The 23,439-nt window shown below is 68.4% G+C and carries 22 protein-coding genes and 4 pseudogenes; 6 read left to right on the top strand and 20 right to left on the bottom strand.

Annotated features, from left to right (window positions below):
- Positions 1–8: 8 nt before the first annotated feature.
- The 6 genes and pseudogenes from V4Y04_RS37105 to V4Y04_RS37080 form a co-directional block, all read right to left on the bottom strand.
- Positions 9–338 (bottom strand): integrase core domain-containing protein, encoded by a 330-nt coding sequence (locus V4Y04_RS37105; protein WP_443080154.1) that lies wholly within the window; start codon positions 336–338, stop codon positions 9–11.
- Positions 322–1,671 carry an IS30 family transposase gene (locus V4Y04_RS37100; protein ID WP_332432693.1) on the bottom strand — a complete coding sequence of 450 codons (1,350 nt, stop codon included), beginning with the start codon at positions 1,669–1,671 and terminating at the stop codon, positions 322–324. Before V4Y04_RS37100 ends, V4Y04_RS37105 begins: the two co-directional genes overlap by 17 nt.
- Positions 1,672–1,751: 80 nt before the next feature.
- Positions 1,752–2,384, bottom strand: coding sequence for an IS3 family transposase (locus tag V4Y04_RS37095; RefSeq protein WP_332433144.1), 633 nt, complete (start codon positions 2,382–2,384; stop codon positions 1,752–1,754).
- A 5-nt stretch (positions 2,385–2,389) separates the two neighbouring features.
- Positions 2,390–2,716: a transposase gene (locus tag V4Y04_RS37090; protein WP_332432639.1), complete on the bottom strand. Its 327-nt coding sequence runs from the start codon at positions 2,714–2,716 to the stop codon at positions 2,390–2,392.
- 50 nt (positions 2,717–2,766) lie between these two features.
- Positions 2,767–3,483: pseudogene (locus V4Y04_RS37085) on the bottom strand (polysaccharide deacetylase family protein); the annotation flags it as partial.
- A 25-nt stretch (positions 3,484–3,508) separates the two neighbouring features.
- Positions 3,509–3,958 (bottom strand): annotated as a pseudogene (locus V4Y04_RS37080) (glycoside hydrolase family 11 protein); the annotation flags it as partial.
- A 51-nt stretch (positions 3,959–4,009) separates the two neighbouring features.
- Here V4Y04_RS37080 and V4Y04_RS37075 point away from each other — a divergent pair.
- Positions 4,010–5,262, top strand: a protein-coding gene (locus V4Y04_RS37075; RefSeq protein WP_332425473.1) for an IS3 family transposase whose coding sequence is annotated in 2 segments (ribosomal slippage) — positions 4,010–4,292 and positions 4,292–5,262 — 1,254 coding nt in all. Because the reading frame shifts where the segments join, the coding sequence is not laid out codon by codon here.
- 26 nt (positions 5,263–5,288) lie between these two features.
- Here the strand turns inward: V4Y04_RS37075 and V4Y04_RS37070 are convergent.
- A pseudogene (locus V4Y04_RS37070) lies at positions 5,289–5,822 on the bottom strand (glycoside hydrolase family 11 protein); the annotation flags it as partial.
- Positions 5,823–6,896: 1,074 nt separating this feature from the next.
- The gene (locus tag V4Y04_RS37995; RefSeq protein ID WP_443080227.1) at positions 6,897–7,247 is read right to left on the bottom strand and encodes a TetR/AcrR family transcriptional regulator; all 351 of its coding nucleotides are present in this window, start codon (positions 7,245–7,247) and stop codon (positions 6,897–6,899) included.
- A 41-nt stretch (positions 7,248–7,288) separates the two neighbouring features.
- On the opposite strand from V4Y04_RS37995, the gene V4Y04_RS37065 reads away from it, so the two are divergent.
- On the top strand, positions 7,289–8,398 hold the full coding sequence (locus tag V4Y04_RS37065; RefSeq protein WP_332432638.1) for a LacI family DNA-binding transcriptional regulator: 1,110 nt from the start codon (positions 7,289–7,291) through the stop codon (positions 8,396–8,398).
- A gap of 20 nt (positions 8,399–8,418) precedes the next feature.
- Here the strand turns inward: V4Y04_RS37065 and V4Y04_RS37060 are convergent, their stop codons facing one another.
- Complete coding sequence (locus tag V4Y04_RS37060; RefSeq protein ID WP_332432637.1) at positions 8,419–9,090, bottom strand: hypothetical protein; 672 nt, start codon at positions 9,088–9,090, stop codon at positions 8,419–8,421.
- A 647-nt stretch (positions 9,091–9,737) separates the two neighbouring features.
- Here V4Y04_RS37060 and V4Y04_RS37055 point away from each other — a divergent pair.
- A pseudogene (locus tag V4Y04_RS37055) lies at positions 9,738–10,077 on the top strand (IS256 family transposase); the annotation flags it as partial.
- 262 nt (positions 10,078–10,339) lie between these two features.
- Here V4Y04_RS37055 and V4Y04_RS37050 read toward each other — a convergent pair.
- Positions 10,340–11,365: a glutathione S-transferase family protein gene (locus V4Y04_RS37050; RefSeq protein ID WP_332432635.1), complete on the bottom strand. Its 1,026-nt coding sequence runs from the start codon at positions 11,363–11,365 to the stop codon at positions 10,340–10,342.
- A gap of 288 nt (positions 11,366–11,653) precedes the next feature.
- Between V4Y04_RS37050 and V4Y04_RS37045 the strand changes: the two genes are divergently transcribed.
- Positions 11,654–12,184, top strand: a complete 531-nt coding sequence (locus tag V4Y04_RS37045) for a hypothetical protein (protein ID WP_332432634.1) — start codon at positions 11,654–11,656, stop codon at positions 12,182–12,184.
- Between the two features lie 656 nt (positions 12,185–12,840).
- On the opposite strand, the gene V4Y04_RS37035 is transcribed toward V4Y04_RS37045, so the two are convergent.
- The 3 genes from V4Y04_RS37035 to V4Y04_RS37025 all read right to left on the bottom strand — a co-directional run bounded on the left by V4Y04_RS37035 (position 12,841) and on the right by V4Y04_RS37025 (position 14,759).
- The gene (locus tag V4Y04_RS37035) at positions 12,841–13,476 is read right to left on the bottom strand and encodes an integrase (protein ID WP_332432633.1); all 636 of its coding nucleotides are present in this window, start codon (positions 13,474–13,476) and stop codon (positions 12,841–12,843) included.
- 369 nt (positions 13,477–13,845) lie between these two features.
- On the bottom strand, positions 13,846–14,127 hold the full coding sequence (locus V4Y04_RS37030) for a hypothetical protein (protein ID WP_332432632.1): 282 nt from the start codon (positions 14,125–14,127) through the stop codon (positions 13,846–13,848).
- Positions 14,128–14,153: 26 nt separating this feature from the next.
- Complete coding sequence (locus V4Y04_RS37025; protein WP_332432631.1) at positions 14,154–14,759, bottom strand: class I SAM-dependent methyltransferase; 606 nt, start codon at positions 14,757–14,759, stop codon at positions 14,154–14,156.
- A gap of 139 nt (positions 14,760–14,898) precedes the next feature.
- Here V4Y04_RS37025 and V4Y04_RS37020 point away from each other — a divergent pair, with 139 nt between their 5' ends.
- Positions 14,899–15,579: a DUF5701 family protein gene (locus tag V4Y04_RS37020; RefSeq protein ID WP_332432630.1), complete on the top strand. Its 681-nt coding sequence runs from the start codon at positions 14,899–14,901 to the stop codon at positions 15,577–15,579.
- Positions 15,580–15,951: 372 nt separating this feature from the next.
- The gene (locus V4Y04_RS37015; RefSeq protein WP_443080153.1) at positions 15,952–16,668 is read left to right on the top strand and encodes an IS6 family transposase; all 717 of its coding nucleotides are present in this window, start codon (positions 15,952–15,954) and stop codon (positions 16,666–16,668) included.
- A 327-nt stretch (positions 16,669–16,995) separates the two neighbouring features.
- Here V4Y04_RS37015 and V4Y04_RS37010 read toward each other — a convergent pair whose 3' ends face one another.
- From V4Y04_RS37010 to V4Y04_RS36980, 7 genes are all read right to left on the bottom strand, one after another.
- Positions 16,996–17,241: a hypothetical protein gene (locus V4Y04_RS37010; RefSeq protein WP_332432629.1), complete on the bottom strand. Its 246-nt coding sequence runs from the start codon at positions 17,239–17,241 to the stop codon at positions 16,996–16,998.
- A 135-nt stretch (positions 17,242–17,376) separates the two neighbouring features.
- Positions 17,377–17,724 (bottom strand): zf-HC2 domain-containing protein, encoded by a 348-nt coding sequence (locus tag V4Y04_RS37005; RefSeq protein ID WP_332432628.1) that lies wholly within the window; start codon positions 17,722–17,724, stop codon positions 17,377–17,379.
- A 218-nt stretch (positions 17,725–17,942) separates the two neighbouring features.
- Positions 17,943–18,638 carry a response regulator transcription factor gene (locus V4Y04_RS37000; protein WP_332432627.1) on the bottom strand — a complete coding sequence of 232 codons (696 nt, stop codon included), beginning with the start codon at positions 18,636–18,638 and terminating at the stop codon, positions 17,943–17,945.
- Positions 18,635–19,861, bottom strand: a complete 1,227-nt coding sequence (locus tag V4Y04_RS36995) for a sensor histidine kinase (protein ID WP_332432626.1) — start codon at positions 19,859–19,861, stop codon at positions 18,635–18,637. Before V4Y04_RS36995 ends, V4Y04_RS37000 begins: the two co-directional genes overlap by 4 nt.
- 214 nt (positions 19,862–20,075) lie before the next feature.
- Positions 20,076–20,603, bottom strand: a complete 528-nt coding sequence (locus V4Y04_RS36990; protein ID WP_443080152.1) for a hypothetical protein — start codon at positions 20,601–20,603, stop codon at positions 20,076–20,078.
- A 58-nt stretch (positions 20,604–20,661) separates the two neighbouring features.
- Positions 20,662–21,669 (bottom strand): IS3 family transposase, encoded by a 1,008-nt coding sequence (locus tag V4Y04_RS36985; protein WP_332432625.1) that lies wholly within the window; start codon positions 21,667–21,669, stop codon positions 20,662–20,664.
- Between the two features lie 81 nt (positions 21,670–21,750).
- Positions 21,751–23,358, bottom strand: a complete 1,608-nt coding sequence (locus V4Y04_RS36980; RefSeq protein WP_332433143.1) for an IS1182 family transposase — start codon at positions 23,356–23,358, stop codon at positions 21,751–21,753.
- Positions 23,359–23,439 lie beyond the last annotated feature (81 nt).

The raw sequence follows: 23,439 nt of genomic DNA, 5'->3' as shown, positions 1-23,439 counted from the left end.
TAGAGATCTCAGATTGTGGTGATGACCTGGGGTTTCGTGAGTTCGGTGTAGTAGTTGGCTTCGTATTCGACGGGCGGAATGTGGCCTATCTCGCCGTGGAGTCTTCGGTGGTTGTACCAGTCGACCCACTCGGCGGTGGCCAGCTCGACCTGGGAGAGCGTCTTCCAGGGCCGCCGGGGCTTGATCAACTCGGTTTTGAACAGGCCGATCGTGGACTCCATCAGGGCGTTGTCGTACGCGTCACCGACCGATCCGATGCTCGCCGCGATGCCGGCGGCGTCCAGGTGCTCGGCGAGCTTGAACGACGTGTATTGCCCGGACTCAACCGGTCGTTGCAACACCGGCTTCCTGAATCGATAGTAGATGCCCGTTGAGGGCTTCGGCGGGTGTCTTCCAACCGAGGGTCTTGCGGGGCCTGCTGTTGAGTGCGAGAGCAACAGCCTGGAGATCTTCGGGATCCCATCGCGACAGGTCGGTGCCCTTGGGAAAGTACTGTCGCAGCAGCCCGTTGGTGTTCTCGTTCGTGCCTCGCTGCCAGGGGCTGTGCGGGTCGGCGAAGTAGACCTGCAACCCTGTGCCGAAGCGGAGTTGGGCATGCTGAGCCAGCTCCTTGCCACGGTCCCAGGTCAATGAGCGACGCAGCTGCTCGGGCAGCGTGGTAATCGTGGCGGCGATCGCGTCCCTGACGGCCTCGGCGCCCAGGCCTGCCAGCGCCGGCCCGTTCTTCACCCGCGGCTCGATACCGAAGCCTTCCATCCGGGGCAGATGCAGAAGCATCGTGAACCGCGTCGTGCGTTCCACCAGCGTGCCGATCGCGGACTTGCCGGTGCCGATGATCAAGTCTCCCTCCCAGTGCCCTGGGACCGCACGGTCTTCAGCTTCGGCCGGCCGCTGACTGATCATCACCTCGGGCGTGACGTGCCCGCCCGCCCGCCGTCGGGAGCGGGAGCGGGGAACCCGCAGCGCACGGCCGGTGCGCAGGCAGGCGACCAGCTCGCGCTTGAGCGCCCCGCGTCCCTGGACGTAGAGGGCCTGGTAGATCGCCTCGTGCGAGATACGCATGGACTCATCATCGGGGAAGTCCGCCTTGAGCCGGTGGGCGATCTGCTCCGGACTCCACGCCGTCGCCCACCGCCGGTCCTGACGCCGGGGCTTGTTGCGTCCTTTCCACCGCGGCGTCTGCGGCCCGGCCACCGGCGTCCCGTCCGGACGCCGGACCTCTCCGGCGAGCCGGTCCTGCACATACTCACGCAGCCGCTCATTGGCCACCAGCTTCGGCGTCTTGGGACGCCGCGCCATCAGCTCCGCCTTCCACTGCGCGATCGAGGCCCGGTAGGTGAGCTGTCCGCCGCGGGTGGCCGCGTTGCGCCGCAGTTCCCGCGAGACGGTCGACGGATCCCTGCCCAGCCGGCGTGCGATCTCGCGCACGCCCACGTCCTGGGCGTTGAGCAGCGCGATCTCCTCGCGTTCCGCGAAGGACAGGTACCGGCCTGATGGCGGGCTGAGCTGGATCGACGGCATGCCGCCACGCTCACGGAACCACCGGGATCCCACTACCGGGGATACGCCGCACGTGACGGCAGCGTCCTCGCTGGCCATCCCCTCGGCGATCTTCACCCAGAACGCCCGCTCCACTTCCCGACGGATCGGAGGCCGCCCCGGCGAACGCATCGCCGGACGCCCCGTCACCGCCGTCGCCCAGCCCTCTGGTCTTCCCACGCGACACCTCCGTGATCAAGGTGTTGCGACGATCAATTGAATCCGCCTTGCGACCCGGCGTCCGAGTGATGGATCAACTCGCCCGGCTGAACCGGCTGTTTATCGCGGTCGCGTTGCCAGAGGGCCATCTCCAGGGCGTCCAGCACGAAGACGGTCTCCTTCACGGTGGCCGCGGACCAGCCGACGATCCGGCGGGAGAAGGTGTCCACGACGAACGCGACATAGACGGTCGCGGACCAGGTCTTCACATGGGTGAAGTCCGCCACCCAGCACCGGTTCGGAGCGACGGCGACGAAGTCGCGGTCGACCAGATCGGGGGCCCGCTGGACCTGTCCGCCGGGGATCGTGGTGATGACGCGTCTGCCGCGCACTGCCCCCTGGATCCCGAGCTCGCGCATCAGGCGCTCGACGGTGCAGCGAGCCACCGCATGTCCCTGCCGGTTCAGCTCGCGCCAGACCTTCCGGGCCCCGTAGACACGGTAGTTGGACGTGTGGACGTCCTGGATCCGCTCCTTGAGTTCTTCGTCGCGCAAGCGGCGGGCGGAGGGCGTTTCGAGGCGTTTCTTGTGGGCGTAGTACGTGGAAGGGGCGATCTTGCAGTCGTGCTCGGTGAGCGTCCTGCAGATCGGCTCGACCCCGCCGAAGCGGTCCCGGTGCTCGTCGATGAACGCTACGAGCGCGTGTGTGGCCGGTCGAGCTCGGCCGCGAAGAAACTCGCCGCGGCCTTGAGGATCTCGTTGGCCCGCTTCAGCTCGGCGTTCTCCTTCTTCAACGCCTTGAGCTGGGCGGACTCCTCCGTCGTCGTCCCCGGACGCTGCCCCGCGTCGATCTCGTGCTGCTTCACCCAGTTCCGCAGCGTCTCGCGGGACCCGATGCCGAGCTTGTCGGTGACCGCCTGCAGGGCGGCCGTCTCGTTCGGGTGGTCGTCGCGCACCTCGGCGACCATGCGCACCGCACGACGGCGCAGCTCAAGCGGGTAACGGGAGGGTCGTGCCATGACTCAATCCTTACATGGAATCGAGCCTCCACCTGACCCGGGGCGGTTCAACCTCCCCCACCGGAGTTGTCGGGTGCCACCGCGCGGCCGGTCTGCGGCGAGATCATGCCGGCACACAGCCCCCGCGCCGCCAGGTTCTGCGCGATGCGCGGGATTGCGGCGATCGTGTTGGCCGGCCAGTCGTGCATCAGGATGACCTGGCCGTTGGTGAGCCGGGACGCGGCCTGCACGATGGCATCGGTGCTCGCGTTGTTCCAGTCCTGCGAGTCGATGTCCCAAATGACTTCGGTGAGGCCGTACTTGACCTCCACCGCACGCAGCGTCGAGTTGGTCTCGCCGTACGGCGGGCGGAACAACCTGGGTGTACCGCTTCCGGCGTTCGCGATCGCCTGCTGGGTGCGGGCGATCTCCGAGTCCATCTGGGACTGGCTCAGCTGGGTCATGTGGGGGTGGGTGTAGCTGTGGTTGGCGACCCACATGCCGGCGTCCGTCTGGGCCTTGACCAAGGAGGGGTTGGCGGCGGCGTACTGGCCCTGGTTGAACATCGTGGCCCGCAGCCCGTTCTGCTTGAGCGCGTTGAGCAGGCTCATCGTGGTGCCGGTCGACGGGCCGTCGTCGAAGGTGAGTCCGACATAGCCGTTGCAGGCGGCCGCCTGTGACTCGGGGGCGGTGACGGTCGAGGTCACGGTGGCTGCCACGGTCAGCGCGGCGACGGCCAGGACCGGAAGCAGGTACCGGGTGACCGGCTGTCGTTTACCGGTGGTCATGTGAGGGGTCCTCCTCTTACCGGGGTCAGCCGGCGCTGCAGGAGACGGTCGGCCAGTTCCAGTTGCCGTTGGTCTGGATCGTGGCGCCCCAGTTGTTGCCGCTGCCGTTGGACTTGGCGACGAGCGTCTGGCTGTCAGGGTAGGACGCGCTGACGTTCCAGGTGGAGGAGGCCTTCGCCGGCGAGGGCACGTTCATGGTCACGGTCCAGTTGTTGGATCCGCTCACGGAGACGTTGAGGTTGTACCGGTCGCTCCACTGCTGACCGGCCGACAGGGTCGCGGTGCAGCCGCCGTTGTTGCCGCCACCACCGGATCCTTCACTCACCGTGATGTTGGAGCTGCCGCTGCTCTGGTAGCCCTCAGTGGCCATGATCATGTAGTTGTGGTTGCCCAGGTTCATACCGTTGCGGGCCCACGCGTCGAAGTGGTTTCCGCTGGTGATGGTGCCACCGGTGCGCTTCGACTGCCGGACGCTCTGAACCGCCCCGGGTCAGGTGGAGGCTCGATTCCATGTAAGGATTGAGTCATGGCACGACCCTCCCGTTACCCGCTTGAGCTGCGCCGCCGTGCGGTGCGCATGGTCGCCGAGGTGCGCGACGACCACCCGAACGAGACGGCCGCCCTGCAGGCGGTCACGGACAAGCTCGGCATCGGTTCCCGCGAGACGCTGCGGAACTGGGTCAAGCAGCACGAGATCGACGCGGGGCAGCGTCCGGGGACGACGACGGAGGAGTCCGCCCAGCTCAAGGCGTTGAAGAAGGAGAACGCCGAACTGAAGCGGGCCAACGAGATCCTCAAGGCCGCGGCGAGTTTCTTCGCGGCCGAGCTCGACCGGCCACACACGCGCTCGTAGCGTTCATCGACGAGCACCGGGACCGCTTCGGCGGGGTCGAGCCGATCTGCAGGACGCTCACCGAGCACGACTGCAAGATCGCCCCTTCCACGTACTACGCCCACAAGAAACGCCTCGAAACGCCCTCCGCCCGCCGCTTGCGCGACGAAGAACTCAAGGAGCGGATCCAGGACGTCCACACGTCCAACTACCGTGTCTACGGGGCCCGGAAGGTCTGGCGCGAGCTGAACCGGCAGGGACATGCGGTGGCTCGCTGCACCGTCGAGCGCCTGATGCGCGAGCTCGGGATCCAGGGGGCAGTGCGCGGCAGACGCGTCATCACCACGATCCCCGGCGGACAGGTCCAGCGGGCCCCCGATCTGGTCGACCGCGACTTCGTCGCCGTCGCTCCGAACCGGTGCTGGGTGGCGGACTTCACGCACGTGGCCACCTGGGCCGGAGTGGTCTACGTCGCCTTCGTCGTGGACACCTTCTCCCGCCGGATCGTCGGCTGGTCCGCGGCCACCGTGAAGGAGACCGTCTTCGTGCTGGACGCCCTGGAGATGGCCCTCTGGCAACGCGACCGCGATAAACAGCCGGTTCAGCCGGGCGAGTTGATCCATCACTCGGACGCCGGGTCGCAATACACGTCGTTCAAGCTCGCCGAGCACCTGGACGCCGCCGGCATCGCGGCGAGCATCGGATCGGTCGGTGACGCGTACGACAACGCCCTGATGGAGTCCACGATCGGCCTGTTCAAAACCGAGTTGATCAAGCCCCGGCGGCCCTGGAAGACGCTCTCCCAGGTCGAGCTGGCCACCGCCGAGTGGGTCGACTGGTACAACCACCGAAGACTCCACGGCGAGATAGGCCACATTCCGCCCGTCGAATACGAAGCCAACTACTACACCGAACTCACGAAACCCCAGGTCATCACCACAATCTGAGATCTCTACCGAACCCGGGGCGGTTCACTCCAGTACTGGTCGAAGGTCCTGGTGCCCTCGATGGAGGGGGCGTTGTACCGGGTGGTCTTGTAGATGTCGTACGTGCCGCCGTCGGTGGTGACGGTGCCCTTGTACTCGCCGGTGGGCCGGTAGGTGCCCCAGTTGTCGACGATGTAGTACTCGACGAGCGGGCCGGTGGTCCATCCGTAGAGCGTCAGGTACGCGTTCCCGGACGGGTTGAAGGAGCCGGAGTAGTTGACGGTCTTGCGCCCGCCGGTGCTCCAGCCCTTGCCGGCGACGAAGTTGCCGGTGTCGCGCCACTGCGTGCTGTAGTTGCCGCCGGAGCCCAGGTCCATGGAGACGGTTCCCTGGGCGTCGGTCCAGAACGAATACCACCAGCCGTTGTTGGTGCCGGTCTGGTTCGTGGTGACGGCGGCGGTGGCGGTGGTGGCGGTCAGGAGCAGCACGGTGACGGCGGCCAGCGCGACGGTCCAGATACTTCTGACGCTGAACAGCAGGCGGCCGCGCCTGCGGCCCCTCGGGTGTGCGGACACGTTCATATTGATGCGCCTCCTGTGACGGCTCGGTTGGGGAGGTCCGATGCCGGATAGTTTTGACCTGTGCGCGTCAACCGTCAATAGTTTCGGTACATGTTTCGAAAGCTTCGCTTGATCATCAATTTGACTGCATCCATGTTTGTGCAGTTGAAACAACATGTTGCACCAGTTGAATTTACGGATTCAATGTCAGACATCGATCCTGCTCCGAAGAGTGAACCCTCAACAGCGAAACGTTTCGGTCTCCGGTTCCTCGTGTGCGACTGGCGGTACCCCGTGCCGGCCGCGGGTTCGCAAGGAGGTCGTGCGGGCGCCCAGGCAGCCCTCGTTCGGCGAGCCCGCAGGCAGAACCCGGCTCAGTGCCGCAGCACTCGGGGCCTCCTCCACGCTGTCCTTGGTGATCAGCGCGAGCGGGATGGGGGTGACCTCACTCCCCCTCTGACTGTCCTGAGCAGTCCGGCCGCCCTGCTCACGGCCGTCTCGCCGATGCCCTGGGAGAGTCGGCGACCATGGCCGAGAAGCCGCGGTCCTGGACCGCGACCGGCTTTTCGTCGGTGCCGTTCTCGGTGACAGTCCCGGTGACGATCTCGATGTCCTTGCCGCACCGCGGGCATCGAAGACCCTGCGGGCCGCGAAGGCCATCTCCGCGTCGGCCAGGGGGACGTAGCGAAGGCCACCACCGCGTTCCCAGGAACCATGAGGACGCCGTCGCGATCGCTGACGCCGAACTCCGCGTCGAGCTCGCCACCCGGTCCCCGAAGACGTGGGCGCGGATCAGCGTCCGCCGGGCCTTCATGACGCAGAGCCTCGGCCTACGCAGAGCCTCGGCCTTCAGCTCGTCGAGAAGGTCCTACCCCTCTCGGATCGGCAGGCGATCCTTCCGCCCGCTCTGCTCTCGCCCGCCTCGGTCCTGGTCTCCACCGGCCCGGCCTGGAGCGCAACCCAGCGCCCGCCAGGCCCTGGCCACCCGCTCGGTGCCTTCGACGCCCGACGGTCCGCAGAGCTTCGGCAGCCGTCGGCCGCCGTTGTTGACCCACATCATCGTTGCGGCGTCCAGGCATGCAAACGCCGTCGCGATCACCGCACGGAACCTGGAATGCGCGCTGGTAGCAGCAACGTCCGCGCGTGCCTCGATGAGCGGCAGCAGGTCCTCTTGGATCTGCAGCCGCTTTTCGAGGCATCCGGCACGCGGTGAGGCGGGGTGGTGCAGGGGGGCGGAATCGCTCCGGGGCCTGCTCGCGGCTGTCGTGCGGGGCCAGTGCAACAGCAAGCCCAGCGCGCAGGGCCTCCAGACACTGACCTCGGCGTGCTGTTCATCGTGTCCGTAATGGCCCGCCTGGACCGGTCCTGGTTGCCACCGTGCAGGTCCTCCTTGGTGCCGAAGCAGTGGAAGAGAGTCCGTCGGGAGACGCCGGCCTCGCGGGCGATCCGCAGGGGGCACGTAGTCTCCGTACCATCTGTTGCGCAACATGGCGCTGGTATTGTCCAGTGGTCGAATTTCTGACTGTCACCGTCGATGGAGCACGCGCATGGCCAAGCCGACCGAGCCTGCCCGCCGCGTGAGTCTGCACGCGGTCGCCGCCCAGGCGCAGGTAGCAGTCTCCACCGTCTCGCGGTTTCTCAACGGGAGCCTGCAGCTCACCCGGGAGACGGAAGAGCGTGTGGTCCGCGCGATGCAGGAGGTCGGATATGAAGCCTCCGGGCGCTCAGCACGCCCGTCGGCCCGGCCTCGCGGAGTGCTCGCGCTTATCGTTCCACAGATCGGCAACCCATACTTCTCCCGTATCGCGGACCGCTTCGTTTCAGCAGTCGAGAGCAGCGGCTACCAGGCCCTCATCGCGTCGACCTCCAGTCACGCGCGCAAGCAGAACGACTATGTGGACATGCTGCGCGAGCACGGCATCGGCGGCCTGGTATATGTCGGCAACTTCAGCTCCAACGCAGCTCTGTCGGCGCTGATCGCGACCGGTCTCCCCGTCGTGCTCCTCGACGAAGCCCTCGCATCAGATCCTCCGGTCGATGCCGTACTCGTCGACGACTACTCGGGCGGCTACCAGGCGACGGCCTACCTGGCCTCTCTGGGGCACCGGCACATCGCTCTGCTCACCGGCCCTGCGGCGCTGCGGTCAGTGCAGGAACGCCGACGTGGCTGGACCGACGCCCTGACCCGAGCCGACATCGACCTCACCGCCCAGTTGGAGGTGAACGGGTCGTTCACCGAAGATTTCGGCACCGCCGCACTCACCCGCCTTCTGTCTGCCGACCCCGCACCGACAGCCGTGTTCGCGGCCAGCGACACGATCGCGCTCGGCCTGATGACCGGGGCCCGCAACCTGAGCGTCCGAATCCCCGAAGATCTCTCCGTCGTGGGCTTCGACGACATCCCCGCGGCGTCATACGTGCATCCCCGTCTGACCACAGTCCGCACACCACTGGACGCCATGTCCGACAGCGCCGTCACCGTCCTGATCGACAGAATCGAGCACCCGGACCGAAAGCCGTGCACCAGCATCACCCCGGTGACACTGATCGTCGGCGGGACCACCAGCAGCCGTCTCCTGACCACAGGCCGCGACTGACGCTCCGCGAAAGACCAAGCTCAGCCGTACGCGCACGCCGCATCGTCCACAGCGACGGACGCCGCTGACGCGATGTGCAGCACGACATCCGCGGGAAGGGACGCGTGGGCGTTGTGCCGGTGCCGCACCCCAACCGTGTAGGCCCCCTTGCGTGCGGCGGCCAGCACGTAGCGATCAGTGTCGTCGAAAGTGACCACCCCCGGAGCGGCCCGCTCTTCGAGCAGCGCGAGTTTGTCAGTGCCCGGGGCCCTGCTCACGACGTTCACCATGCCACCGACGCCCCACTGCTGCACGGCATGACGGATGAGGTTGAGATCTCCGTTGGAGACGACATCCTGGCGCGCCCCGCCCTGGGCAAATGCGGGGATCAGCGAGGCACCGATACGGCTGAGGGTCAGGCCGGAGGCGGCGAGGGACTGGAAGACCGCCTCGCGTTGCGACTCAAGCCGGCCGATGTCGTCCACCGTTGCGTCCAGTCCGCCGGCGATCAGCGAGCGCCAGTTCTGCTGTGCGGTGTTGCCGATCAGCGGCGTGTACCAGTCGCCCTCCGTCCGCATGCCGTGTGCAGCCAGGACCCGGGTGTAGCTCTCCTGGTGCAGGGCTTCAGTCTCCGACAACACGCCGTCGAAGTCCCACACCACCGCGTGAGTCTGCCTGTGGCGGTTCAGTATGTCCTCGAGATCAGCGTCCATTGTGCGGAGTGTACGCAACATTGCGCAACGATGCTCATGCTGACTGCCGCGCACCGGCACCGGCGAGGCCGCCATCCAGTACCACACCGCCCGCTTCCGGCTGGCGCCCTCAGCTTGCCAAGGCTCTCGCCGTCCCCACGCCGCCCCGTACGCGCAAGCCGGGCAGGGCCCGGGTGCAGCGCCCTGGGCCGGGTCCTCCCTGAGAAGATCTCCATCCTCGCTGTCCGGTGTCCGGAACTGCAGAAGACCGTCGCGCTCGCCCACGAGCTTCGCGCCTCCGAGGTAGCCGTGCCTCTCGTCGTCCACGAGCACAAGTATTTCGGCCGTGGCATCGGCCCTGCCATCCTCACTGCAGGCATCAAGGCGTCCCCTGCCGGCCTGAAGTTCCAGACCGGCAAGCTCAAGGGATCGCACGCCCCCTCCGGTGTGGTGTTCACCGTGCTCCCGGCCCCGTCCCGCACTCCTCTGCCGGGCTGTTCCTGCCGTGAGAGGCTATGTGCCCACTGCTGGTACGCCAGGAGCAATGCTCAGGACTTGTGGATCGGTCTCGGGAGGGCGCTCGGAGGGCGCACGTACCTTCCCGAATGATCCTGTGACGGTCGCCGAGTCAGGCCCACGTTCGCAGCGCGGGGCGGGAAGGCACGCCCGTGCTCAGCGTAGTCAACGACGACTCCACCGCTCCCGGCCCCCTGATCGACGAGATCGTACGGGAAGGCGCGAGGCGGATACCCGCCGCCGCGCTGGAAGCCGAAGTCGAAGTCGAAGTCGACCAGTACATGGCCGAGTTGGTTACCGAGCGGGACGAAAACGGAAAGCGTCTGATCGCCCGTGACGGCTACCACCGGCCCCGGACGGTCACCACGGCCACCAGACCCGTCGAGATCCGCGTCCCTCCGCGTGAACGACCGCCGTGTCGATGAGACCACCGGTGGACGGAAGCGGTTCTCGTCGAAGACCATGCCTCAGTGGTGCCGCAAGTCCCCTCGACACGTACTGTCGCGAGATTCAAGTCCACTGACAACACCTCGACATCCTCGGCCGACGGGAACAACAGCTCCTTCGACCGGAGCATGACCTCTTCCACAGCCCCGAATTGTCAGTCACGAAGAACCAGTCACTAGCCGTTTTGGGGCAACTTCGCGAAGCCCAGCCGGACGCTCATCCGTCACTCCGCGTGCACGGCCCACAGAACCTGAACCAGAACCTGTTTTTGGGAGGTCCCGGTTCGGTGCCTGGGTGGGTCTGAGCGTCAGGGGCGGCCCCGCTCGGCTGTCTCCCCGTCCGCGCGGACCGGCCCGGGCGGCGTCCCGTCGCCGAACGGCCGGCCGCCCAGGTCCTCGCGGTGATGCGGGGCCGACCAGCCGGACAGATCGGGGCCCAGGGGCACGATGCCGGTCGGGTTGATGCCGGTGTGCACCTGGTAGTAGTGCCGTTTGATGTGGTCGAAGTCGACGGTGTCGCCGAAGCCGGGCGTCTGGTAGAGATCGCGGACGTACGCCCACAGCACCCGGTTCTCCGTCAGTTTCCAGCGGTTGCACTTGAAGTGGCCGTGGTAGACGGCATCGAACCGCACCAGCGTGGTGAACAGCCGGATGTCCGCCTCCGTGATCGTGTCGCCGACGAGGTACCGCTGCCCCGCCAGCCGCCGCGCCAGAAGTTCGAGCCGCCGGAACACGCCCGCGCACGCCACCTCGTACTCCTGTTGACCGGTGGCGAAGCCCGCCCGGTACACCCCGTTGTTCACATCGTCGAACACCTCCGCCATCACCGCGTCGATCTCGGCGCGCCGCTTCTCGGGATACAGGTCGGGCGCGCCCGCGCGGTGCAGTGCCGTCCACTCGGTGGCGAAGTCGAGAGTGATCTGCTGGTAGTCGTTGGTGACCAGTCGGCCGCCGGCCACCTCCACGATCGCGGGGACACTCACCCCGCCCGGGTAGTCCGTCTCCCGCCGGTCGTACGCCTCGCTCAGATACCGGATGCCGAGAACCGGATCACGGCCGCCCGGGTCCAGGGTGAAGCGCCAACTGCGGTCGTCCTGGACCGGGTCGGCGACGGCCAGGGACAGCGCGTCCTCCAGACCGAGCAGCCGCCGGGACACCAGCGCCCGGCTCGCCCACGGGCAGGCACGGCTGACGACGAGCCGGTAGCGCCCGGCCTCCACCGGCCACCCGTCCCTGCCGTCCGCAGTGATCCGGTCCGCGAAGTGGGCCCTCGACCGCTTGAACGCCTTCCGGCCGTAGGCGCTGTTGCCGCCGTCCCCCTCGTCGCGGCTCATGATGTCCTCCTCCTCGTCGCTTCGAACCCCGGTGACCGCGTTTCCCGTTTTCGGCGGTCGGCACGGTGTGACCGGGGCAACCGCCGAGCGCCCCCGTTATGGATCCAAACCAAAACATGCCCGGTGTCCTGCAGGTCAGGCGAATGGAGCAGGCTTCAGGAGAAGACGTTGCTTCTGCGCCTCACAGAAGTTGAGCCAGAACCACGGCTCACGTATGCGGCTGGTCGCCGATCTTTCGATGTGGTGCCGTACTGCCCTGTTCCAAACCTCTCACCTAAGGCTGTAGCGATGCACCACCGCGTCCACCGTTTCCCCCAGCCGGCCGTTGCGCAGGCAGCGGGTCGGCGCCCGCCGGAACCACGACTGCTCAGCGGCGTCTACGGGCTCGTCCTGGCCAGTGCGCTGGCGGCCGCCCTCGACTCCCCCGGCGAGAAGACCAACCCCGGATCGGACGCGGTCTGGGTCCTGCTCACCGCCCTCGCCTCTGCGGCCGCCCACGGCTATGCCCACGTTCTCGCGCATCGCATGTCGGCGGACCACAGCGGTGCCAGGGTCGGGCTGCGCGCCATGCTCTCCGAGTGGCCCGTCGTCGCAGCGGCTGTTCCCACCGTCGTGCTGCTGCTGACCGCGGTGCCCTCCTGGTGGACGGAGGCCGAGGCGGTGAACACCGCACTGGTGTTCAACACCCTGGTCCTCGCCGGCTGGGGAGCGTGGACCGCGCGCCGCGCGGGCCGTGGGTGGGGGGCTTCGCTCCGGGCCGGAACCGGCGACATGCTGATCGGCCTGATGATCATCGCAGCCAACGCCCTGATCAAGTAACGGCTGTGGTCGTCGGCGTGCGGGCCGCCGCCGGACGCATCCCCCGGACCGGCGTCACTGCGGCTCGTCGTCCCGCCGGCTCAGGAGAATCTGCTCCATGTCACCTCCGGTGTCCTGGGACCGGCTGCCCTTCGGGGACTGCTCGGCCCGGATGACCTTGCCCCGGCGGGTGCAGCGGGTACCCCGTGCTCGGCCAACCGGGCGACCAGGAAGAGCCCGCGTTCTCCCTGGTCCGTCGCCGCCCACCGCAGATGCGCTGAGGTGCTCCTGCCATCGGACACTTCGCAGGTCAAGGACCGGTCGTGCACCAGCCGTACGCGTACGGACGGGGTACCGTAGCCGATGGTGTGCGTGATCAGCTCGCTGAGGTCAGCTCCATGACGAAGCCGATGTCTTCCAGTCCCCAATCCTGCAGCCGGCGGCCGCACTGTGCACGCACGACCGACACGACGGCGGAATCGAAGGAAGCACACTCCCTCCGCCTACGCCGTCTGTGCACAGGGCCGGGCTATCGGCCCGGCCCTGCAACGGAAGGTGGCCTCGCGCTGCACCGTGTGCTGCTCGAAAAGTCGTCGCCGCAGGTCAGGCGACGTATCTGTACTCGCTGACGAGGCCGCCGAGAATGCGGGTGCGCAGCAGTTCGTGGGCGCCGCTGTCTATCGCGGTGGGCTGTTTCTGGGCATCGGGTGGTAGCCGGTTGCGCGCCTGGGGGGCCGATGCTCGTGGTGGTGCCTCTGGTAAGCCGCAAGCACCTGCCGGGCATGCGCCTCTCCCCTGACCGGGATGTGGTCGAGTACCTCGCGGCAGCGGCTGCCGATGACGCGCTCGCCGTAGGCGTTCATCCGAGGTGCCCGCAGTGCACTCTTGATCACGTCCAGTTCCTCTGCCTCGAAGACCCTGTCGAACGCCTTGTCGTACTTGCCGTCTCGATCGCGCAGCAGAAACCGCAGAGACTCCCTGCGTATCCCGAGGTCGGCGGCGAGATTCCTCGCCTGCTGCACCGTCCACTCCCCCGTCGGATGAGCGGTGACGCCGGTGATGTGCAGGCGCCGGGTGCCGTGCTCGAGGTAGGCCGGCGCATAGAGCCGCCTGCCGAGCGCGGTGTCGAAGTGGAAGAAGTCCGCCGCGATGATGCCCTCGGCCCGGGCGGTGAGGAACTCACCGCCCGGGCCGAGCCAAAGCGACGCGGCGCGGGGTCGAAGCCCGCGGCGTGGAGAGTCTCCCCCACCGTCGAGGCGGCGATCCGGTGCCCGAGCCGCGCCAACTCTCCTCGGATCCGCCTGTGGCCCCATCGCGGATTCTCGTCGGCAAGTCGCAGTACGAGGTTCTTGAACGCCGTGGCGGTCGGCGGCCGGCCAATGCGCCCGCGCGCTGTAGTCCCACTTCACGGCGACGAATCGGCAATGCCGGCCGAGCAGGGTGCCCGCAGTGGCCGGGAGGACCTCGCTCCAGCGACACCGAGGCATTAGACCCGGACCAGAGGGCAGCGAACCAGAACCGATCGACTTGCTCGTAGCGGACCGGGCCGGCCAGCTCCTGGCGCAGCACCGCGTTCTCGTGGCGCAGGACGAGAAGCTCAGCGACTTTCGCCGCATCCCCGCGGAGCAGCAACGATGACGGGGAGAGCAACTTCCTGGTCACCTTGTACAACAGGGACACGATCATCTGGGCATACGCCCAGCCGACGAACCGTCACCGCTGCCACCTGCGACGACGACTTTTCGAGCGGCACAGGCTGCGGCTTCGGGGGTCTCGTTGACGGTCGTTACATGGCTCAGCAGTGCGTGACATGGGGAAATGAGCCGGTCATAGGTCATGCCGGTGATGCCGTGCATCCTGCTGTTGAGCCCGTGCAGAGCGTGCAGCTTCGTTTCGCCCCAGTCATGGGACCGCCCGATGACGACGACGGCACGTGGGTGATACGCGACGATGTCGGGGCGCACGGGCCGCAGGCCGACCTCTCACGTCTTCACCGGCGGTGGACGCTGACCGCATAGCCGCCGCTGTCGTAAGGGGCGGCGTCCCAGGTGGCGAAGCGGTCGACGAGGGTGAGGCCGGCTGCGGCGCAGCGGTCGTCGTACTCTGACAGCGTGATGCTGGGCGGCACGGGCAGGTGGGCTTCGTCCAGGCCGAAGCCGGCGACCATCAGACCGCCCGGACGCAGGGCCGCGGCCAGGCGCTGGATCACCGTGGCCTCGGTGCCGGCGGCGAGCAACGGGAAAATATTGCCTGCGGCGACCACGAGATCGAAGTCCGCCGTGATGCCGAGCAGGTCCGGCTCGAACCGGGCCAGATCGACCTGGAACCAGGGCAGTCCCGGCGCCTGCTGCCGCGCCACTGCCAGCATCGACGCGTCAACGTCCACCCCGACGCAGTCGTACCCGAACTCCGCAAGCCGGATCATGACCCGTCCGGTACCGCACCCGGCGTCCAGCACCCGCGCCCCGGCAGGCACGAGAGCCGCGCAGAAGCGTGCCTCACCGTGCACGTCCTTCCCGCTACGGGCCAGGGCCGCGAACCGTGCGGCGTAGTCCTCTCCGGACGTCCCCCCGGTCAACTCCCTCCAACGACTCATGAGGCCGACTATAGGTCCACCGTGTGCCACTCGAAGAAGCGCCCGAGCTCGCGACACTGAAGGCCGTCGCAGCGGGAACATCCTGGCGGGCCACCTCGTTGTCTCTGGACCCGTCCACGTCGCCACCCCTGGGAGCACCGTGCCCGAAACCACGCACGCCACCTCCACCGTTCTCCCCGCACTTCCGGCTCTGAGCGCGCAGGCCGAGCGACTGATCGAATGGGGGGTGCACGAAATCATCGGGCTGTCCACCACCGAGCTTCGCACCTTCGCCGGGCCCGCCGAAGCCTCCGCGGGCGGCGACGGCGCCCTGCTCGCCGTTCACCCACACCAGGCCCCCGCCTCCGCCCTCGCGCCGCTGCTCCGCCGCGACGGCAAGCCGGGCTTCGTCGTCACCGACATGTCCGACGTCGATCTCTTCGCTCCGCTCGACACGGTCACGCTGCCCGACGCCCCGCTCTACCTCCTCACCGGCCTCAACCGCGGCGACCGGATGGCCAACTGGAGCCCGAACGAGGCACTGCCCGCCCTCACCGCAGAGGCCCGCACCCCGTTGCTGCTCACCGAGGGCATTCACTGGGTGCTACAGCAGCCCGCTGTCCTGGAGCGCAACCACTGCTTCATGACCATCGGCTCCCGGCTACGCAAAGCCCATGGCACGTTGGACGCCCGCACGCCGGCGATCTGGATCAGCAACGGCACCGGACGGGACGGCCGCGAGCGCCGCAACGCCCCCAAGGTGGGCTGGTGCTGGGCGGGCAACCGGCACACCTGGCTGGGCATCGCCTCCGCAACAGGCCGCGGGACCCAGGACCGGTAGGAAGTCGTGATCGGGCGGACGAAAACCACAGGGCCGGCTGACACCGAATGCGATCTCTCGGCTTCATGTCAGCAGACCACCTGGGGATCATCGCCTCATGACAGTGAAATCCGATGCCCGTGTCAGCGGCGGACCCTCACGCGCCCTCACGGTGACCAGCGAGAAGATGGCCGGCAGCGGCCGACGGTGACTGCCGCCACCGGCACTGACACGAAGCCGACACATCGCGGCCTGGGTCGTCGCCCGGCTGCCCTCGCGCCACGACCGCTGCCCGTGCAGTTCTCCGGGCCTACCGGCTCGACCACGGTCCGTCCACCTGCCCTCAGCCGACCATGCGTTGGCGAACGGCGTGGGAGGATCCTCGATTTAATCATGGTGGGGGCATCGTCCGTGGGGAGCGTGTCGCCGTCGTACCAGGGGCACCGGTACCCGGTGGAGATCATCGCGCACTGCGTGTGGCTGTACTTCCGCTTCCCGCTCAGCTTCCGCGAGGTCGAGGAGCTGATGCCCGGGCGCGGCGTGCTCGTCTCCCATGAGAGCATCCGCCGCTGGTGCGCCAAGTTCGGACAGGGCTATGCCAACGGCCTGCGCCGCCGGCCCGGGGACACATGGCACTTGGACGAGACCTTCACCAAGATCAACGGAGAACAGAAGTACCTGTGGCGGACCGTCGACGCCGCCGGCACCGTCCTGGACATCCTGGTACAGAACCGGCGGGACACCGCTGCGGCCAGGCGGTTCTTCCGCAGACTTCTCAAGAAGACCTGCTCGGTGCCGCGGGTGGTCGTCATCGACGGGCTGCACTCCTACGGCGCGGCCCACCGCGAGGTGATGCCCTCCGTCGAGCACCGTGCCCACAAGGGTCTGAACAACCGGGCCGAGAACTCCCACCAGCCAACGAGGCAGCGCGAACGCGCGATGAAGGGCTTCCACAGCGTCGGCGGGGCGCAGCGGTTCCTGATCTGCGTTCAGCGGCATCTCACCCCGCTTCCGGCCACGCCGCCACCGACCACCGCACCGAAACACGCCACCCGCTTCGCCCTCTGGGGCCAGGCCACCGGCGCCGTCAGCCAGCCCGCCCATGCCTGAGCACCGGCCCGAAACCCGACCCCCGCCACACCCCGACGCGCCGGCAGAGACCCACGCACCCCACCACGTGACAGCGCCGCCGCAAGCCCTCGGCAGATTCGCCCCGACCGCGCATCCGCAGTCGGGCCGCATCCACGCGGGGGTCCGGGTTGATGGCGCAGGCGAAGTTCACCGCCTGGTACAGGATCCACTGGTGGTAGGGGAGGAGCCGGAACGCCCGCTTTCTGAGATCGTCGAAGTAGTCGTCGATGGACAGTCGGCTCAGGCGCACGTTGAGCTTGTGGTAGACAAAAATCTGTTACCCGCCGGTCTGCGTCACCGCGCCCGTCACCGGCCCCGGCCGGCCGCATTCGGCCGGCCGGGGCCGGTGACGGGCTGGGCTGCCACGGCCTCGTCCACGATCGCCGGCGGTGCTGCCGACTGCTCCGGCTGGGTCACCGGCCGCTCGCAGCGCATCCTCGGCCACCCGTGAGGCAGGGCGACCACGGACCGTCGCAGCAGCCCCGGAGAGGCGGCGGTGCCCGGTGAGGCGGCGGTGCCCGGTGAGGGATGCCTGGCAGCGGGCACGCGCATGATTCCTCCTGGTCGTGTACACAACCAGGGACCGTCAGCGGCGTCCGCGGCGGTTCGCGGTGAGCCCCCTCACCGGCGCGCTCGGCGCGCACTTCCGGTGTGCCGCCCGGGCGGATCAGCACGCTGCCCGGTCGCTCACCTGACGTAGGCAAGCCGACTCACCCATTGGGACAGCGTGAGCGAGGTGGTCAGGGCCCCTCGGGCCGCACTGTGCCGGCGGCGTCGGTGCCGCGAGCCATGGCGCCACCCGGCCGACCCGGGCAGGTACGACGGCTGCCGCCGACCGGGGTCGTACGCCAGGGCCTTGCGAAGGGAGGACAGGTGCGCGGCCACGGCCGCGAGGCAGTGATGCTCGTCCCGGCAGTCAGGGCAGGTCGCCAGGTGTGCGCGGACCGCGCTCGCCTCGCCGGGGTCCAGGACGTTGAGTGCGTGTCCTTCTAGCAGGTCGCCGATGGTGCGGCAATCCTGGGAGAGAGTAAGCATGGCGGGTCCCTTCCGTGCAGGGGTGAGAATCGCGCCGTCAACGGGGCCGGTGTGCGGCTGGTGCACCGGTACACAGCTCCGTTTCATGACCCCACCATCGCCCAGGAACGGCCCCCTGCGCGTCGTCCCCGTGCAGCAATTCCCGGGTACCACGGCCGCGGTATCCGGCAGGCCGGCCTACGACAGGGCCACAACGCGCTCCGCGGCCACGCCGGCATTCACCCGGTCACTGAGGGACGAGTCGCCGTCGTCGCCGGACTGACCACGCCGCACTGGTAGGCGATGACCACCAACTGGGCCCGGTCGCGGGCGGCCAGCTTGGTCATGGCCCGGTTGACGTGGGTCTTGGCCGTCAGCGGGCTGACGAACAGACGCTCGGCGATCTCGTCGTTCGACAGCCCCAGCGCGACAAGCCCCAGGACATCGCGTTCCCGTCGCGTCAGGCATTCCAGCCGCTCGTGCACGGCTGCCGTGCACGGTTCCGGCTGCGCCAGGAACCGCCTGATCAGCCCTCGGGTCGCCGAGGGGGACAGCAGCGCGTCCCCTGCGGCGACCGTGCGGACGGCGTCGAGCAGCTCCTCGGGCCGGGCGCCCTTGCCTAGAAAGCCGCTCGCACCTGCCCGCAGGGCCTCCGCGACGTATTCGTCGTCCTCGAAGGTGGTCAGGATCAGGACCTTCACCACCGAGAGGTCCTCGGCCTCGCCGATCAGCCGCGTGGCGACGAGGCCGTCCATCTCCGGCATGCGGATGTCCATCAGGATCACATCCGGTTGCTGCGTCCTCGCCAGCTCCACCGCCTCACGGCCGTTGGACGCCTCGCCCACGGTCTCCATGTCGTCGGCGGAATCGAACAGCATCCTGAAGGTGCCCCGCAGCAGGGCCTGGTCATCGGCGAGCAGTACGCGGATCGTCATGCCCATCTCTCCTCGGCGTCCCGCCCGATCGGTGCCACGATTGCCGCGCCCGGCCGCAGCGGCAGTTCGGCGGTCACGGTGAAGCCCCCGTCGGGGCGCGCCGCGGCCTCCAGCTTTCCCCCGACGCTGGCCGCACGCTCGCGCATCCCGATCAGCCCGTGGCCGGTACCGGGAGGGGGCTCGTGCGGTCGGGCGCGCCCGTCGTCCTCGACCGTGATCGTCAGCCATTGGGGCCGGTAGTGCAGGTAGAGGCGGGCTTGATCGGCCCCGGCGTGCTTGCGCACATTCGTCAGGGCCTCCTGCACGATGCGGTACGCGGCCAGGTCCACCGCCGGCGCCAGCGGCTCGGCCATGCCGTGCCGCATGTGCCTGACGGACAGGCCGACACGCTCGAAGGACGCCAGCAGCTCCGGTACCTGCGCCAGGCCCGGCATCGGATCCCGCGGCGCCTCCGGATCATCGGACTGACGCAGGAGTCCCACGGTCACCCGGAGTTCCTCCAGCGCGGACCGACTGGTGTCCCGGATGCCCTCCAGAGCGGTGACCAACTGCTCCGGCCGCCGCTCCACCAGGTGAACAGCAACACCGGCCTGCGCGTTGATCAAGGCGATGTGGTGCGCGACCACATCGTGCAACTCGCGCGCGATCCGGATCCGCTCGGCCGCCACCTGCTGCCGCGCCTCCTGCTCACGGGTCCGCTCCGCGTACTCCGCCCTTTCCTCCACGGCCGCCACATACGCGCGGCGTGAGCGCACCCCGTCCCCTACGGCGGCGGGCAAGGCCGTCCAGGCCAGCATCGCCACGTTGTCCCGGATGAGCCATGAGCCGGAGTCGAACACCACGGCCGCCCCGACCAGCAGGGCGGCCGAGGCCGATGCCACCATCCATGTAGTGCGCCGGTCGGTCCGGACGGCCACGGTGTAGACGGACACGATGACCGGACTCGTCACCAGCGGACTCTCCCGAACCCCGAGCACCTGGAAGACCACCCCGCAGGCGAGGGCGATGACCAGGACGCCGAACGGGTGGCGATGACGCCACAGCAACGCGAAACAGCAGACCGCCGCCAGCACCACGGCAGACGGGCGGACCAAAATCCGGTGCTCGTACGGGATGACGGAGGCGGCCACGACCGACAGCACGAACAGCACAACCGGCCCCAGCACGTCCAGCGTCCCGACCGGGGCGCCCACTGCCCGCCGCCACCCGTTGATCACTGTCATGCCACCACCGTAGGGCCAACACCCGAGTACCGCTGGCTCGCCAACACCGCTCACCACCACGAAGACATCCGACCCGCCCCCCCCAACGACAACAGCCCGTGCAGGGCTGAGGCAGGCTGCTGCGCGGCCGAGGATGGTCGAGTGCCGATGTGTCCGGGGCCAAGGCTCAATCCCAAAGCCCCGGAGCCTGAGCGGGCTCTTCGAAGACACCGCGCTACAGATCCAGACCGAAGCTGGTGGACAGCGGCTCGCCCACCTCCAGCCGGAAGGCGCGGCGCTCGGGTGTCCAGTCGTAGGCGCCGCTGTCCCACGCTTCGGCGAGCGGCACCATGTGGTCGATGTCCAGCTTCCCCGGGTCGGTGACCTCGACCTCGTCGTAGTACGACATCCACACCCCGCCACTCAGCGCGCACCGCTCCCCCTGCTCCGGCTTCGTGGTGGCCTCCTCGAGGAGGACCTCGGCCCGGGTGGGGCAGCCGTCGCCGTCCTCGTCGACCCAGTGCTTGAAGCTGTCGCGCTCGTAGCCCTCCCGCTTCTCGACCCCGTCCGGGATCCTCGCGATGGCGTCCGCGAGCGACAGGCCGCCTTCGGCAGGCCCGCCGGCCGCCCCGGACGGTGCGGGAAGCGCGCTGGAGTCCGGGGTACCGGGCTTCGCGTCGTCTTCAATGAGTTGCGGGTTACAGCCGGCCAGCGACATCGCAAGGAACGCGGCGGCGAGCGGCATGAGATGGCGGCGGGTCACGATCGGGCTCCTGAAAGTGAGACCGGAAGATTTCAAGTCCAGTGAGACGGTCGTGATGCTATGAGGTTTGTGGTGCGGGTTCGCGGCGCTTGGACGGGTCGTTGATCCAGGCCGTCTGGGGTATCTCGGGTGGTCGGGGGCGGCGGCCGAAGCGTTCGGGGTGGCGGGCGTATGCCTCGGCGAGGGTGACCGCGCGCTGGTCGCGGACCTCCTCGGCGGTCCCGAAGTGGACGGAGGCGGGTGTGTGCCAGCCGATGCCCGAGTGCCGGTGCTCGTGGTTGTAGTACGCGATGAAGGCGTCGAACCATTCGCGGGCGTGGGCCAGCGAGTCGAACCGTTCGGGATAGTCCGACATGTACTTCGTGGTCTTGAACTGGGCCTCGCTGTAGGGGTTGTCGTTGGAGACCTTCGGCCGCGAGTGCGACCTTGTCACCCCGAGGTCGATCAGCAGCTGGGAGACCTTCTTGCTCGTCATCGAGGTGCCGCGGTCGGCGTGCACGGTCTCGGGCACGATCCCGTTGCGGACGATGGTCTCGCGGATCAACTCCTCGGCCCGTTCGGCCGATTCAGCGGCCTCGACGGTGTGGCCGACGATGTAGCGGCTGAAGATGTCGATGATGACGTAGGCGTGATACCAGATGCCCTTGACCGGTCCGGCCGCCTTGGTGATGTCCCAGGTGAACACCTGCGACGGGGCGGTGGCCACCAGTTCGGGCACCGCCTGGGCGGGGTGGGTGGCCTGTCTTCGGCGCTCGCCGGACTGGCCCTTCTCGCGCAGGATCCGGTACATCGTGGAGACCGAGCAGTGGTAGCGCCCGGCATCCAGCTCGCGGGCCCAGATCTGCGCGGGCGCCAGTTCGGCGTACTCGTCGCTGTTCATCAACTCCAGTACCGCGGCCCGTTCTTCGGCCGTCAGGGCCGAGGGCTGGACCTGCGGCTTGCGGGGCCGGCGTGGTGGCGCCGGACGCAGCCGGCGGTAGTGGGTGGCCCGCGAGCGGCCGGTCAGCCGGCACGCCGCAGTCACACCCAGCACGCCCTCGACGCCGGTGAACGCGTCATCGGCCACCGGGGTGACGGCAGCGTTCAGTCCGCGCCCTCGGAGATCATTTCCAAGCTTGACTCTGTCGGGGATCTTGGTGGGTCGGGCTCAGGTTCCGAGGGTTCGCCAGGACTTCGGCCGGGGCAGGCCGTTATGGTCCAGGAAGGTCATGAAAGCGGTCGGTGGTCTCGGTGACGATGCTTCCTCGGCCGCTGACTGGCTGCTGAGTCGTTCGATGTTCACGGCAATGGCTGTAAGTACGTGCTGCAGGTGGGCTTTCGGCTGTCCTCGGTAGCGGCAGCGGCGCATGCCGTGTCCGTGGGCGAACTCGTTGATGGTGCCCTCTACTCCGGAACGGACTGCGTAGCGGGCTTTCCACTCGGGTGTCTGCTGCTCCGCGCGGACGCGGACTTGCAGGTCGCGGAGTTCTCGCGGGGGAAAGCCGACGTTCCGGGCGCTCTCGCGGGAGCTGGTGCACCGGGGGCGGTCCGGACAGGGCCGGCACTGGCTCTTGGTGAACCGTGCCACGATCAGAGGTGCCGCGGTGGGCGAGGACGTCGGGTAGGGGCCGTGCCAGCCCTGGCTGACCTGGCCTCGGGGGCAGGTGACCTGTCGGCGGTCGAAGTCGATGTGGAAGTCGTCCCGGTCGAAGCCTTCGTTCTTGCGGTGCTGACGGGTGGGGTTGCCCGGCAGCGGCCCAGTGACGGTGACCTGGTGTTCCCGGGCGGCCTGTTCCAGGTGGACCAGGGAGGTGTAGCCGCCGTCGACTAGGTACTCGGCGGGCAGCAGCCCGCGATGCGCCAGGCGCGTGTGGATGCCGGGCAGGGCCTGGCCGTCGTTCGTGGCGGCCGACGTGGTGGCCACGTCCGTGATCACGTTGGCGCTGTCGGAGGCGCACGTTTCGGTGACGTGCGCGGCGAACCCCTTCCAGCGGATGATGTGTCCGTGGCGGACATATCGCGCCGTGGTGTCGTAGGGCGAGACGATCGCCGAGGCAGAGGGCGGCAGGCCACCGTCGTCGGCGGTGCGCCAGCGCAGGCGCCCTGCCGCGTCGCGGTAGTAGTTCTGCACGACGATCCGTCGCAGCGCCTCGGCCTGTGGGCCGAACCGGTCCGGTCCGTGCTGATGGATGAGTTCCAGCAGCCGGCAGGCATCATTGCCGGCGGCGAGGATCCTGGTCTTGGGCCGGGTGGGGTTCTTGCCCAGCCGGACCGGGCGGCCGTAGCGCAGTCCCCAGTCCTCGTCGACCAGGCCGGTCAGCAGGTGTGATGCGGTGCGGGCCACTTCCTCCAGCACGGCACGGACCGCCTCGGTGACCAGTTCCAGCCGGGTCAGGTCACGCACCGCGGCCAGGACGTGGGTGGAGTCGGTGCGCTGCGTTGTGCGCTCGCGTACGAGTCCGGCTTCCTTCAGGCGCGCGAGCGCGAGGTCGAGAAGACGGTCGGCGCGGTCGTTCTGGGTGAGGCGCTCGCGGAAGTCGGCCAGCACACTGTGGTGGAAGCCGGGATCGTCCAGCTCCATGGCCAGGGCGTATTTGAAGTCGATGCGGCAGCGGACCGCTTCCGCCGCCTGCCGGTCCGACAAGTTCAGCAGGAACTGCAGGACGCAGACGGTGGCGAGCTGGGCGGGCGATAGACCGGGACGGCCGTCACGCGGGTACCAGCCCGCGAAGTCCTCGTCGTGCCACAGCCCATCAAGGCGGTCTCTCACCCACATCGCCGTCGTACCGCCCGGATTGCTCGCCCGCGCGATCTGCGCGGTCAGAGACGGGACTTGCTCACCGGAACGGAGACGGAG

This window comes from Streptomyces sp. P9-A2 (genome assembly GCF_036634175.1).
GTDB lineage: Bacteria > Actinomycetota > Actinomycetes > Streptomycetales > Streptomycetaceae > Streptomyces > Streptomyces pratens.
This window is presented reverse-complemented; position numbering and strand designations above follow the sequence as displayed.

What these genes read in the sequence shown, in the direction of transcription:
- V4Y04_RS37100 (WP_332432693.1), bottom strand. Translation starts at nt 1,671, where the DNA reads ATGCGTTCGCCGGGGCGGCCTCCGATCCGTCGGGAAGTGGAGCGGGCG.
- V4Y04_RS37090 (WP_332432639.1), bottom strand. Translation starts at nt 2,716, where the DNA reads ATGGCACGACCCTCCCGTTACCCGCTTGAGCTGCGCCGTCGTGCGGTG.
- V4Y04_RS37065 (WP_332432638.1), top strand. Translation starts at nt 7,289, where the DNA reads ATGGCGCTGGTATTGTCCAGTGGTCGAATTTCTGACTGTCACCGTCGA.
- V4Y04_RS37060 (WP_332432637.1), bottom strand. Translation starts at nt 9,090, where the DNA reads ATGGACGCTGATCTCGAGGACATACTGAACCGCCACAGGCAGACTCAC.
- V4Y04_RS37050 (WP_332432635.1), bottom strand. Translation starts at nt 11,365, where the DNA reads ATGAGCCGCGACGAGGGGGACGGCGGCAACAGCGCCTACGGCCGGAAG.
- V4Y04_RS37045 (WP_332432634.1), top strand. Translation starts at nt 11,654, where the DNA reads ATGCACCACCGCGTCCACCGTTTCCCCCAGCCGGCCGTTGCGCAGGCA.
- V4Y04_RS37035 (WP_332432633.1), bottom strand. Translation starts at nt 13,476, where the DNA reads ATGGGGCCACAGGCGGATCCGAGGAGAGTTGGCGCGGCTCGGGCACCG.
- V4Y04_RS37025 (WP_332432631.1), bottom strand. Translation starts at nt 14,759, where the DNA reads ATGAGTCGTTGGAGGGAGTTGACCGGGGGGACGTCCGGAGAGGACTAC.
- V4Y04_RS37015 (WP_443080153.1), top strand. Translation starts at nt 15,952, where the DNA reads ATGGTGGGGGCATCGTCCGTGGGGAGCGTGTCGCCGTCGTACCAGGGG.
- V4Y04_RS37010 (WP_332432629.1), bottom strand. Translation starts at nt 17,241, where the DNA reads ATGCGCGTGCCCGCTGCCAGGCATCCCTCACCGGGCACCGCCGCCTCA.
- V4Y04_RS37005 (WP_332432628.1), bottom strand. Translation starts at nt 17,724, where the DNA reads ATGCTTACTCTCTCCCAGGATTGCCGCACCATCGGCGACCTGCTAGAA.
- V4Y04_RS37000 (WP_332432627.1), bottom strand. Translation starts at nt 18,638, where the DNA reads ATGACGATCCGCGTACTGCTCGCCGATGACCAGGCCCTGCTGCGGGGC.
- V4Y04_RS36995 (WP_332432626.1), bottom strand. Translation starts at nt 19,861, where the DNA reads ATGACAGTGATCAACGGGTGGCGGCGGGCAGTGGGCGCCCCGGTCGGG.
- V4Y04_RS36980 (WP_332433143.1), bottom strand. Translation starts at nt 23,358, where the DNA reads ATGTGGGTGAGAGACCGCCTTGATGGGCTGTGGCACGACGAGGACTTC.